This is a genomic window from Falsibacillus pallidus, assembly GCF_050990905.1.
Taxonomy (GTDB): domain Bacteria; phylum Bacillota; class Bacilli; order Bacillales; family DSM-25281; genus Falsibacillus; species Falsibacillus pallidus_A.
In genome coordinates this window covers 3,204,397-3,216,869 of record NZ_CP158866.1, presented here as the reverse complement: position 1 = coordinate 3,216,869, position 12,473 = coordinate 3,204,397, and the positions used below count along the sequence as shown (strand labels likewise).

Sequence of the window (12,473 nt, the reverse complement as noted above, 5' to 3'; positions counted from 1 at the left end):
GATTATTAGGAGAGACCGGGTGAGGGAGAATGGATTTTCAGGTAAATTATTTATCTTTTTATGTTGTCCAGGTTGAAGGTAAGGGAGAACAGGCGGATAAAATGTTTAAACTGTTTCAGACGCTGGATGAAGAAGAGTATGAAGAAAGCCCCTTGAAGGATTTTTTGGACGGGGAATTCGCCAAGATTTCCAAAAGGAAAGTAACAAGGCATCCGAAGACGGAAGATGTACCGACGAAGTTGGGTTATTTTATTGTAGAAGAGGGTCATGAAATCACGTCCAATCCCAATTACAATCTTTTTCATCGTACCCGTTTTGCGGATACGAAAGAGACTTTTCAGGAAGAGAGTGAAAAGTTTGCGGCAGCATATGTGGATACCAGTGCAGTCCGAGGCGGTGTTTTCATTGTAGCTTCTGCAAAGCTCCGCAAATATTTTGATGACCCATTTGTATTTATTTTAAAATGTGACTTCGAACCGAAAGTGGCTTCGATTTCGGATGAATCCACGCTGATCCGCAACGTGGAAATGGCCATTACGACCAAGAATATGAAGTCGATCCAATATCCGTATATGCCGGAAGAGGGAATTGTGGAGGAGCAGGAGTTAAAGATTCATCAATCTTCGCATGCACGCTACTTCGAGGACTTCCTTAAATATGTGGAATACGGAGAGTCCATGCCCGAAATCGTTAAGACACAGGTCATGGAAATCGTCAAAACCCACATGGAAGAGGCATTTGAACCTGAAAGCGAAGAATTGGAAGAGCTTGAGAGTGCCATGGAAGTTTGGGCTGCAAGCGAAAAGAGGGATATCCAGGAGCGCTTCACCACGGAGCAGATCATGGAGGCATCAGCTCAAATCATCGAACATACTCCTGACATTGAGCTGAAAATGAAACTCGATTCCGTCGATGTGAAAGGACTGCTCTCTAATTTTGGAGAAAACATTCATTTGGCAAAAGTCGGCCATAAATATGTCCTGGTTGTAGAAGCGGAATCCGTGCTTTTTGAAAAAGGATTTTCACCGGTAGAGTTCTTGAAGCCGGACGAACTTGAACAGGTCATTGAGCGCATTCGAAATAAGCAGATATAAATTAAGTCCCCCTTTCCAGGCTGGAAAGGGGGATTCGTGTTTGTTCGACAAAAACCGGGGAGTGCCTGTCACTTTCCGCTTTTCCGTGCATATTCCCCCTCGTTTTCACAAAACCTAAAGATAAAATTTTTTCCAAGAGGGCGAATGAGGTTTGGGCCTAGCGAAGGATGGGATATTGATAAGGGAAGGCGCTTGAAATGCCTTCAAATACATCGTTTAGAAGGGGCATACGGAATTTATGGAAAAGAATAAATTAGGATTTTGGGTATTGACGGCCCTTGTGGTCGGAAATATGGTCGGCTCTGGTATTTTTATGCTGCCGCGGTCGCTTGCTGAAGTGGCCAGTCCGGGTGGCACGATTCTAGCGTGGGTGCTGACTGGGGTTGGGGTGCTTCTGATTGCCCTAGTATTCGGGAATCTATCCCTTAGAAAACCCGATTTGACGGGCGGGCCGCAGATTTATGCAAAAGCATTATTTAAACCTGGTTCCAATGCTGCAATATTGTCAGGCTATTTAGTTTCATGGGGCTATTGGGTAGCCAATTTTACAGGGAACGTTGCCATCATTACGACATTTACAGGGTATTTATCTACTTTTTTCCCAATTTTAACGAGTAAAGCGGATCTGTTTACGATTGGAAGCTACACCATGCATGTGGGGAATTTACTGACGTTTCTTATTTGTTCTGCATTGTTATGGTTTTTACATTTTGTCATCCTCAAAGGGGTAGAAGGTGCAGGGAAGCTGAACCTCATTGCCACGGCTGCAAAGATTGCAGGTTTCTTCCTCTTTATCGTTGTGACATTGTTTGCTTTTGAAAAGAGCAATATTTTCCCACTTGTCACACCGATTACTGATGAATCCGGACATGCTGTCAGTCTTTGGGGGCAGGTCAATTCCGCTGCAATTGCGACTCTTTGGGCATTTGTCGGTGTTGAGTCTGCTGTGGTGTTTTCTTCACGTGCGAGGAAAAGAAGTGATATTAAGAAGGCAACCATTACAGGGCTGCTCCTTGCAACATTTATTTATTTAGTCATCACCGTTTTAGTCATGGGTGCATTATCCCACGGAAAACTGATCAAATCACAGAAACCTTTAGTAGATGCATTGGAATCGGCGATTGGACCGAGCGGCGGCTACATTTTGGCAGCTCTGGCCGTCATCAGTCTATTCGGTGCAACAATCGGATGGATTTTATTGAGTGCCGAGGTTCCTTTCCAAGCTGAAAAGCAGGGGTTGTTCATCAAGGCATTCGGAAAGACCAATAAACACGGGGCTCCTGCAACGTCGCTGATAATTACCAACCTGGCAACACAGCTGTTCATTTTTTCAACGATATCTGCCTCAATTTCATCTGCATTTGATTTTGTCATTTTCGTAGCGACTTTGGCATTTTTAGTACCGTACCTCATTTCAACAGTTTATCAATTAAAACTGACGCTGACGGGTGAGACGTATGAAAATCAGCCGAAAAGCAGGATGATTGATGGAATCATTGCTGCTCTTGCAACTTTATATTCCTTATGGGTAATCAAAGCGGGGACTGCAGATATAAAGACATTTTTATTTGGAGTAGGGCTTCTTGTCGCAGGTATATTCTTTTACCCCCTTGTCCCGAAGCCTGGGAAAAAGACTAATGACCCGGTGAAAAAGTAATTTGGTGGAAAACTTGCGTTTAAATGGTTCTACTCTTTGAAATTACTAGCTGAAAATAAGAAAAAAGCATAAAATTCTGAAATATTGAACTATATAATTAATTCCGTACTGAAGGGAGGACAACTTATGAATCTTTTGAGGAAAAAGAGCATCAGTACACTATTAGCAGGTACGAAGGAAGGGTATTCCCTTAAGAAGGAATTGGGAGCCCTGGATTTGACGCTGCTCGGAATAGGGGCAATCATTGGGACAGGGATATTTGTCCTTACGGGGACAGGAGCTTTGACAGCTGGCCCGAGTCTCATGATATCCTTTGTCATCGCAGGGCTTGCCTGTTTGTTCTCGGCCCTTGCATATGCTGAATTTGCTTCAACGGTTCCGGTATCCGGATCGGTCTATACGTATACGTATGCAACATTGGGAGAACTGGTCGCCTGGATCATCGGCTGGGATCTCATCCTCGAATATTTATTGGCAGTCAGTGCCGTGTCGGTAGGATGGTCAGGCTATTTTCAGTCTCTCCTTGGTGGACTTGGGATTCACATTCCAGTCGAATTCACTGGGGCACCTGGTTCTGTCCCGGGAACGACCACTTATTTCAATTTACCCGCATTAGTGATCGTCCTTTTGATTACAGCGTTGCTTTCAGTCGGAGTGAAACAGTCGAAAAAAGTGAACAACGTCATGGTCATCGTTAAACTGATTGTGGTCCTGTTGTTCATCTTTGTCGGATTCAAATATGTGAAGCCGGATAATTGGCATCCTTTTATGCCATTTGGCCTTGGCGGCGTATTTTCTACAGCTGCACTTGTATTTTTCGCTTTTATCGGATTTGATGCTGTTGCATCTGCAGCAGAAGAAACGAGGAATCCGAATAAGGATCTGCCGAAAGGAATCATGTTCTCTTTATTGATCTGTACTCTTCTTTATGTGATTGTTTCCGGCATCATGACAGGGATTGTCCCTTATAAGCAGTTTGAAGGGAATATAGACCATCCGATTTCTCTTGCCATTCAAGTGGCTGGAATTGATTGGGTGGCCGGAATCATAGATGTTGGTGCCATCCTTGGAATGACGACCGTTATGCTGGTCATGCTTTATGGACAAACCCGCATCATGTTCTCCATGTCCCGAGATGGTTTGATGCCAAAGACGTTTTCGCAGGTTCATCCAAAATTCCAGACGCCGTTTAAAGCAACATGGATGCTGGGGATCATAGCAGCATTAATGGGATCTTTCATCCCGCTGCAGGAGCTTGCTGAACTCGTGAATATCGGGACATTGTCAGCATTTGTCCTGATTTCAGTTGCCGTTCTTGTTCTACGGTATACAAAGCCGGATTTAAAAAGAGCTTTCCGCTGTCCGGGAGTTCCATTTGTTCCGATTCTGGCGATTGTCTTCTGTGGATTCTTGATCCTGCAGCTTGGCGCAGCCACATGGATCCGCTTTGTCATCTGGCTTGGAATCGGGCTGATAATCTACTTTGTATATTCTCGAAAACATTCCAAACTGAATAAAGTAAAAAGCTAAGAAAAACCAAAGAAAACAGCCGTTCCTTAAAGGAGCGGCTGTTTTTCATTCGACAAAAACCGGGGAGTGCCTGTCACTTTGCTGACTTTGCTGTCACTTTGCGGGGGGATTGGTAGATTATCGGTGTATTATAGTAAATTGTAGTTGTATTGATGGTACTTCAAGGCTTACAATGATTTTAAATAGTTTTCTAAAAATTCAACAATTATCCCCTGTTTTTAACTTGTTTTTCCTGAACACCTTTTTACCTCGTTCCAAATAATAGTACGGAAGTCGGGTGGTGTATATGGCAAGAGAATTAAAGAATTTATTCATTCCATTTCTGATTGCAATCGCCTTCCTTTTTTCGTTGGTTGTGTCATCGACTTTCGAATCATTTATCCGCTCCTATTTTGGCTCCATTCATTTACTAATGGAAATTATCAGTGTTTTCGTCGCTTTCAGTATTGCGATGCAGGGTTTGACTTTCTATAAGCCTTACGCATCATACAGAATCATCATCTTTTCCAGCGTTTTCTTTACCATTGGGATTATGGATTTATTTCATGCCTTGACATATGAGGGGCTTCCATTGTTCGGAGAGAAGTTTACTCAACCCTCTATTTGGTTTACCCTTTTTGGCAGGATGGTAGAAGCAGCAAGCATTCTGATACTCATATTGCTGCCAGAGAAGAAAAGCAAGTCTCGGGAAGTAAGACAATTTTCTTTTACATTGGTCCTGTTAAGCACCATTTTAATAACCATTTTTATCTCCACCTATTCCACAGCATTTCCAAACCTCTACAAAAGTGGATCATTCACTTTGATCAAACTGATTTTAGAAATCATCTACTGTGTTATTCACATTATCGTATTAGTAATCACTGTTAGAGTCTATCGCGGAAATAAGCGTAAAGAAGGACTATTAGTAGGGATTTCCTCGATGTTTTTGGTTTTATCATCTTTCATGATGATTACCCTCGGAATATCCTCAGAGAAATATGGCCCATATATTCTTTCGCACCTTTTTAAGATATTTGGCTACTTCTATTATTTTAAAGCAGTATTTTACTTAATGAGCAAGCAGCCATATGAAAGAATTTCGGATTTATCCAGCAGCTATAGCCGCCTGCTTAATTCTGTAGTAGAAGGGATATTCGGCATCGACAAGAGCGGAAGGGTTATATTTATTAATGAGTCTGCGTGCAGAATGCTGGGGTTCAGGGAAAATGAATTGATTGGGCGAGTCATTAATAAGTATATTCATCATTCAATCCCAGCTGAAAGTACAAGCACTCCATTCGAATCTTTTACTGATGAAGGAAAGACTATGTTCTCCGTCAATCAGTGGTTTTGGAGAAAGGATGGCAGCAGGTTTCCTGTTGAATATTTTACAAGGCCGATTATTGAAAATGGAGTCATGGTCGGAACTGTCATCACATTTTTGGATGTATCAGAAAGGAAAAAGCTTGAGCAATTGCAGACAGAACAAGCAAATATTGAATATGAACTGGAAATTGCGGCTTCGGTCCAAGAAACGCTTCTTTCGACTATTGAAGAGCCTGAAATGGTTGAAATGGGCCTAATTACTCAATCATTTAAAAAGCTGAACGGAGATTTCTATAATGTCATTCAACATAAAGGTGGTCTATTATTCGCCATTGCGGATGTTTGTGGAAAAGGCGTACCTGCTGCAATCCAGATGACCATGCTGAAGTTTGCCATGGAATCGCATTCCGATCCGGAAAAGATTTTAAACAAGATTAATAGCTACTTTTCAAAATTCGTCTATGATTCTTCTTTTATCACAATGTTTGTTGGCCAGGTCAACCAGGAAAATTCACAATTCTTATTTTCCTCGGCGGGGCATGAACCAGGTCTGCATTATAGACCATCTCAGGATTCTTTTATTGAACTCACAACAGGGAACCCCCTTCTTGGAATTGATTCCAGTATTCAATATCACAGGGGAGTGATTTCATTGGAAAAAGGAGATGTTTTAGTATTTTACACGGATGGAATTATTGAACGAAGGAATAGGACCATTGACAGCAATGATTTTATTAAAAAATTGATTAGAGAAATGGATATGACTTTGCCTGCCCAGCGACTTACAGAACTTTTATATGAAAAAATAATGAACTTTCACCATGGAAAAGTTGAAGACGATCAAACGATTCTATTATTTAAGCTGTAAATCAAGGATGAATTGATGAGATTTGGAGGACTGACAATGTGGCTGAAAGATTTATTATTAAATTTTTTCTTGATTTTGACCCCTTTATATTTTTACCCTTTTATTTCCAATCGATTTTCCCAGCAGCGCAGAGGAATATATTTGGGGGTGATCTGTGGAATTGCAGCAATGGCTTGCATGAAGGTTCCAGTCGTCGCAGGAGAAGGATTCATCTGGGATTTCCGGTGGATTGCTCTCCTGATTGCAATCCTATATGGCGGGCAGCTTTCGGCTGGAATTGCAGGAACCATCCTTGTTTTATTCCGGTTCAGCCTGGGGGGGCTGCTTAGTTCAATTACCGCATTATGCTGTGCATTGCTGCTGATCCTGTTATTTCTGCCAAAAGCCAAAAGGTTTATACAAGAAAGCACTGCCAGAAAAGTTTTTTTATGCTTCCAATATTCCAGCTTTACTGTATTCGTGCTGATCATTGTTATTGCCTTTCAATTTTGGTTTTCTGGCCAAGTCGTTGAACTGACAGCCCCGACAATGCTAGTCATCGTCTTAATGGCGCTATCCTATATTGCAGCACTTTGTCTATTTTGCTATTTCGTTGAAAATATCATGGGTTATATGAGGCAGAAGGATGCATTCCATGAAGCAGAGAAGAACAGCATCCTGCATGAGATTTCGTCTTTGCTCGCCTATGATGTCAAATCCTCCATCCATGGAGTGAAAGACTCTTTTCGGCATTTTAATCAAAACACACTGCCCTTAAATGCAGCCTTCAATGAATTGGAAAAATTAGAGGGAATGGTTGACAAGTATGTTTCTTATACAAAAAATGAAAAAAGAGAACTTGAGCCAATAAAAATGGATGTTCTGTTAAATGATTTGGTAAAGCTTCTGTCCCCCTACTCGAAATTCAAAGAAGTCCCCTTAATTGTAGATGCAAGGCCAGATTTAGTTATGAGGGGGGACCCGCTCAAGATAAAACAAATTTTATTGAATTTAATCAAAAATAGTATGGATGCGGTCCCAAGGTATGGGAGTGTTTTGATAGCGGCAGCTGAAAATGAAAAGGACGTGATCATTTCCATAACTGATGAGGGAATTGGCATGAGTGAGGAACAGTTAAATGAAATTAAATATTATCTCAGGCATTTGAATGGAAAAACAATAGGAAGAGGTCTTTTTGTAGCTTTAAAATTAATTGAATCCATTGATGGAAAGATTTTATTTGAAAGTTCGGTTGGAAAAGGGACAGTAGTCCATATCATGCTTCCGAAAGATAGCAATTCAACTCTTTTTCGGAAATTGAATTGGTCATTTAAAAAAGGTGCTGTTGTCAATTCATAAACTTGTTTAGCAGGAGCAGGCATGTGAAATACATGTTTGTTTTTTTATGTATACATGGGGGAAAATGCTATTAATTTTACAAAAAATATATCTTAAATTTCTTTTTAAAAAAATATTGACCAGGTGGTCAAAAATAGATATAGTAACAAAGTGATTCATTTAGTGAAGTATTTTTTTGAATCTGACCAGTCATTCATTTTGACTGAAGAAATAGATTACAGTAAGGGGCGAACAAAGTGGAACAGGCGCATAATGGTATTAATAAAAGACTGGTCCTGACAGGTTTGATCATTGGGATGTTTTTCAGTGCAATGGAACAGACAGTCGTCGGGACGGCAATGCCGACCATTATCGGAGATCTTAATGGCTTCTCTATCTTTGCGTGGGTGACAACGGCGTATTTGATTACATCAACTACAGTTGTACCAATTGTCGGGAAGTTATCCGATATCTATGGAAGGCGAAAACTTTATTTAATTGGAAACCTTATTTTCATCATCAGTTCAGCGCTGTGCGGTACTGCTCATACGATGGAGCAGCTCATCATTTTCCGTGGTCTTCAAGGTATCGGCGGAGGGATGATCATGCCATTGTCTCAAACCATCATTGGGGATATCTTTACAGCTGAGCAAAGAGCGAAGTGGCAGGGAGTATTCGGCGGAATCTATGGGCTGAGCTCTGTCATTGGTCCATTCATTGGCGGTGTATTGGTTGATAACATCAGCTGGCATTGGATTTTCTTGATCAATGTTCCGTTCGGATTGTTTTCAACAATGCTGATTGTGGTTGGATTGAAGAATGAAATCATTGCAAGCCAGGGGAAAGGGAAGATCGACGTGTGGGGAATTGTTTCCTTCGTCCCAGCCCTTGTCCTGCTGCTACTGGGACTCACATTTGTAGGAGACAAGTTTGAATGGCAGTCCATGACAAGCCTGCTTGTATTTGGGGGAGCCGTCGTCTTATTGGTTCTTTTCGGATTGATCGAAAGAAAAGCAGAGGACCCTATTCTTGATTTAAGATTCTTCAAGAACCGGATTTTTGCGACAACGAACCTGCTGGGCTTCCTGCTCGGCCTTGGAATGTTCGGTGCAATCATGTTTGTCCCGATGTTTATGCAGGGGATTTTAGGGGTTTCCCCGACAAAAGCAGGGTCTACCATGACACCGATGATGATCGCATTAATTGTGGCAAGCATCATTGGAGGAAGGCTATTGCTTAAATTCCGTTTCCGTACAGTTTTAACGCTTGGGATGATCATTGCATCAGCTGGATTTTATTTGATGAGTACGATGGGGATGAATTCGAGCGAGTTTACGGCCTATCTTTATATGGTCGTATTGGGATTCGGAATGGGACTCGTCATGCCGACATTGATGATTGCCATTCAAAATGAATATCCAAAACATCAATTAGGGCAAGTTACATCAGCTTCAACTTTCTTCCGTTCCATTGGCGGTACAATCGGGATCACCATTTTGAATACGGTTATGAATCATTCCATCGATAATAAGATGCAGGATGCCATTTCCGCTGAATCTGATCCAGTCATCTTGAAAGTCTTGAAGCAGATTGGGGAAAAAGCTGATACCATGTTCGGCATTCTATTAAAGCCTGAAGCATTACCGCTTCCAGAACCAATCAGGAGGAACGTGGTGACGACGCTGGCTCAAGTATGGTCCAGTTCATTCTCGACTGTATTCCTTTGGGGATTGATCTTCATTGCCCTTGGAATCCTTGTCGCTCTGTCTGTGGGCGGCAGCAAGATCAAGCGCGATAAAGAACAAATTCAGAACGAAACACCTGCAGAAACAGCGTCAGTATTGCAGCCAGAATAAATTGATCAAACGTTTGATTAATAAATTGCTCATAAAAAAAGATGTCCATTTCGGACATCTTTTTGCGTTTTATATAAGATCGTTCACGTGATAGATTTCCCCGCTTTTCACATCACCATGAAGGAGCAGGTTTACGATGGCGCCGGCTACAACATCCGGATGACGGAGATCTCCGTTTTCTTTAAACTTTTTAAACCGATCGATATCATGAAATGCTTCTTGAGAAGAGGAGCGGATGGTGCCCTGCATGTTTGTATCCATGATTCCTGGGCTGTACGCAATAATGTTATTATTCGTTCCTGCCTGCTCCTGTTCGATGGAAGCAGTTTTTGTAAACATATTCAACCCTGCTTTGGTAGAACAATAGACGCTCCATCCTTGGTAAGGCTTTTCACCGGCTCCGGATGAAACATTGACGATGTCTACAGGGATTTTTGAATCTTTAGAGTGATGTAAAAAGATATTTGAAATCAAGATTGGCGCAATCAAATTGGTCTTCACGCTGAATCCGACTTCTTCTACAGGAAGGCTGCCAACTGTTTCGATTGGTTCCACGGTCCCCGCATTGTTAAATAAGTACACTTTTTCATTTCCAGAACTGAACGCGATGGATGCTGCCTTCTCGAACGTTTCCACGACATCCTTTTCAGAGGATAAGTCGCATTGGAAATGGTTGTATGGCAATTCCTTATTGTTAGCCAGTTCTTTGATTTCCATGTTTTCGTTTCGTGAAATGGTGATGACGCCGATGCCTTCTTCTAACATTTTCTTGGCAATTCCGAATCCAAGACCGCGTGATGCACCTGTGATGACAGCTGTTTTCATGAGAAACCTCCTTGAACATTTTCTATCTTCATCATATCCGAGCGAGGTTCAAATTTCCATTTTTCTGATTGTGAAGATACTTTATTTGCTGATGCGGAGGAGGCTTAATGCATCTTGATCCGCAATGATGGTGACGTTTGGATGTCTTTGCAGAATCGATGCAGGGAAATCCTCTGTGACCGGCCCGTGTATAAGCTTCTGAAGAGTCTCCGCTTTGGATGAGCCGGAAACGAGAAGCAGGATCTCCTTGCTTTTCATGATGGTCTTGATTCCCATGGTTATGGCTTGCGTGGGAACATCATCAAGAGAAGAGAAGAATCTGGAGTTTGCCTTTCTTGTACTTTCTGCCAATTTGACCACATGGGTGCTGCTGTTGAAGGATGTCCCGGGTTCATTGAATCCGATGTGTCCATTGTGGCCGATTCCAAGGACTTGGAGGTCGATGCCGCCAAGATTTTCAATCATCTGCTCATAGCGGAAGCATTCCTCCTCCAAGGAACCAGCTTGTCCATTTGGTATGTGGGTGTTTTCTGAATCAATGTCAATCCAATCGAAGAGCCTTTTCCTCATGAATGTATGGTAGCTGTTCGAATCTGTGGAAGGAATGCCGATGTATTCATCTAAATTCACAGTGCGGATCTGTTCATAGGATGTCCCGTTCATTTGGTGGTCTTCCACCATTTCCGCATAAAGGCCGTGCGGGGTGCTTCCTGTTGCAAGCCCCAATACGGTATCTTTTTTTGAGGACACAAGCTTCACTAAATAGTCAGCAGCTTTTCGGCTCATTTCTTCATAGTTGGCTGTTTCAATTATATTCATATCTGTCTTCAATCCTCTCGTTGATAAGCTAATTGGCCCCTGCACCATGTGGACGCTACCTGTAATTCCTCATCCAGCAAGACGATGTCAGCGTCCTTGCCTGATGCGATGCTGCCTTTACGGTCATAAACATTCAGTTGTTTAGCAGGGACTTCCGTTGCCATTTTGATGATTTCCATTAAAGGGGCATTCAAATATCGGGTCATATTCTTGACGGCTTCATTCATCTTTAAAATGCTCCCGGCAAGAGTCCCGTCTTTAAGCAAAGCTTTATCGTCTGCAACTGACACTTCTTGTCCACCTAAATCGTAGATGCCATTCTTGAGGCACTTTGCTCTCATGGAATCAGTGATCAAAATCATCCGTTCCGGCTTTTTCATCCGATAGACAAGTTCCATCATCTCAGGATGGATATGAATGCCGTCGACAATCAGCTCCACTTTCAACTCATCCAGCTTCAAGGCAGCACCTGCTGTACCTGGTTCTCGGTGGTGCAGCCCTTTCATTCCATTAAAAAGGTGGGTTACATGTGTGGCACCTGCCGCAACAGCCCGTTTTACGTCTATATAATCTGCATCGGAATGGCCGATGCTCGCGATAATTCCATTTTTCGAAAGATGTTCAACAAACGCTTCCCCGTTTCTTAATTCAGGGGCAAGTGTGACCAGTTTGATCAATTGGCATGATGCCTCATTCCATTTATCAAACAGCGCGATATCAGGATCTTTAATATATTCCTTGGGCTGTGCCCCTGCTTTTGATGAATTAATGAAGGGACCTTCCAAGTGGATGCCAAGGACTTCGGCTTGTCCAGGCTGCTGCATTTCTGCAAAGGCGGCAGCATTCTTCAACGCTTTTTCAATCTGCTCATCGGCCTGTGTGATGGTGGTTGCCAGAAAGCTTGTTGTGCCTTCTTTAGGGAGGGCGCATGAGATTGTATCCATTGCTTCTTCAGTGCCATCCATTGTATCGGCGCCTGCAGCTCCATGGATATGTACATCAATGAAGCCAGGGATCAATTTATAGGAGGGAGGCAGATCGATGATTCTCCCATCAAATGAAGGGGGGATTTCTTCGATTGTGCCTGTGTTTATGATTTTCGTACCTTGCATCTGGATGAAACCGAAATCCAGGACGCGGTCTTCCAAAAAAACGGAGCAGCCTTTCAAGATGGTGTCTTGTGATGTGTTCATTTTTAC

At 42.4% G+C, this 12,473-nt stretch carries 9 protein-coding genes; 6 read left to right on the top strand and 3 right to left on the bottom strand.

The window, feature by feature from the left end:
* Nucleotides 1–29: 29 nt before the first annotated feature.
* The 6 genes from ABTV07_RS16925 (at nt 30) to ABTV07_RS16900 (ending at nt 9,630) form a co-directional block, all read left to right on the top strand.
* Nucleotides 30–1,094: a DUF3900 domain-containing protein gene (locus tag ABTV07_RS16925; protein ID WP_433744360.1), complete on the top strand. Its 1,065-nt coding sequence runs from the start codon at nt 30–32 to the stop codon at nt 1,092–1,094.
* A gap of 238 nt (nt 1,095–1,332) precedes the next feature.
* Nucleotides 1,333–2,751, top strand: coding sequence for an amino acid permease (locus tag ABTV07_RS16920; protein WP_433744357.1), 1,419 nt, complete (start codon nt 1,333–1,335; stop codon nt 2,749–2,751).
* 126 nt (nt 2,752–2,877) lie between these two features.
* Nucleotides 2,878–4,281: an amino acid permease gene (locus ABTV07_RS16915; protein WP_433744354.1), complete on the top strand. Its 1,404-nt coding sequence runs from the start codon at nt 2,878–2,880 to the stop codon at nt 4,279–4,281.
* Between the two features lie 286 nt (nt 4,282–4,567).
* The gene (locus ABTV07_RS16910; protein WP_433744351.1) at nt 4,568–6,457 is read left to right on the top strand and encodes a SpoIIE family protein phosphatase; all 1,890 of its coding nucleotides are present in this window, start codon (nt 4,568–4,570) and stop codon (nt 6,455–6,457) included.
* A gap of 36 nt (nt 6,458–6,493) precedes the next feature.
* Nucleotides 6,494–7,795 carry an ATP-binding protein gene (locus tag ABTV07_RS16905; protein WP_433744348.1) on the top strand — a complete coding sequence of 434 codons (1,302 nt, stop codon included), beginning with the start codon at nt 6,494–6,496 and terminating at the stop codon, nt 7,793–7,795.
* 296 nt (nt 7,796–8,091) lie between these two features.
* Entirely contained in the window at nt 8,092–9,630 is a 1,539-nt protein-coding gene (locus tag ABTV07_RS16900) for an MDR family MFS transporter (RefSeq protein WP_433751330.1), read from the top strand.
* Between the two features lie 69 nt (nt 9,631–9,699).
* Here the strand turns inward: ABTV07_RS16900 and ABTV07_RS16895 are convergent, their stop codons facing one another.
* The 3 genes from ABTV07_RS16895 to nagA form a co-directional block, all read right to left on the bottom strand.
* Complete coding sequence (locus tag ABTV07_RS16895) at nt 9,700–10,455, bottom strand: (S)-benzoin forming benzil reductase (RefSeq protein ID WP_433744345.1); 756 nt, start codon at nt 10,453–10,455, stop codon at nt 9,700–9,702.
* Nucleotides 10,456–10,536: 81 nt separating this feature from the next.
* The gene (gene nagB / locus ABTV07_RS16890) at nt 10,537–11,274 is read right to left on the bottom strand and encodes a glucosamine-6-phosphate deaminase (protein ID WP_433744343.1); all 738 of its coding nucleotides are present in this window, start codon (nt 11,272–11,274) and stop codon (nt 10,537–10,539) included.
* 8 nt (nt 11,275–11,282) lie between these two features.
* Nucleotides 11,283–12,467 (bottom strand): N-acetylglucosamine-6-phosphate deacetylase, encoded by a 1,185-nt coding sequence (gene nagA / locus ABTV07_RS16885; RefSeq protein WP_433744340.1) that lies wholly within the window; start codon nt 12,465–12,467, stop codon nt 11,283–11,285.
* Nucleotides 12,468–12,473 lie beyond the last annotated feature (6 nt).

Bases quoted from the DNA above. Each gene is read 5' to 3' on its own strand.
- ABTV07_RS16895 (WP_433744345.1), bottom strand. From the start codon at position 10,455: ATGAAAACAGCTGTCATCACAGGTGCATCACGCGGTCTTGGATTCGGA.
- ABTV07_RS16915 (WP_433744354.1), top strand. From the start codon at position 2,878: ATGAATCTTTTGAGGAAAAAGAGCATCAGTACACTATTAGCAGGTACG.
- ABTV07_RS16900 (WP_433751330.1), top strand. From the start codon at position 8,092: ATGTTTTTCAGTGCAATGGAACAGACAGTCGTCGGGACGGCAATGCCG.
- ABTV07_RS16920 (WP_433744357.1), top strand. From the start codon at position 1,333: ATGGAAAAGAATAAATTAGGATTTTGGGTATTGACGGCCCTTGTGGTC.
- ABTV07_RS16910 (WP_433744351.1), top strand. From the start codon at position 4,568: ATGGCAAGAGAATTAAAGAATTTATTCATTCCATTTCTGATTGCAATC.
- nagA (WP_433744340.1), bottom strand. From the start codon at position 12,467: ATGAACACATCACAAGACACCATCTTGAAAGGCTGCTCCGTTTTTTTG.
- ABTV07_RS16925 (WP_433744360.1), top strand. From the start codon at position 30: ATGGATTTTCAGGTAAATTATTTATCTTTTTATGTTGTCCAGGTTGAA.
- nagB (WP_433744343.1), bottom strand. From the start codon at position 11,274: ATGAATATAATTGAAACAGCCAACTATGAAGAAATGAGCCGAAAAGCT.
- ABTV07_RS16905 (WP_433744348.1), top strand. From the start codon at position 6,494: ATGTGGCTGAAAGATTTATTATTAAATTTTTTCTTGATTTTGACCCCT.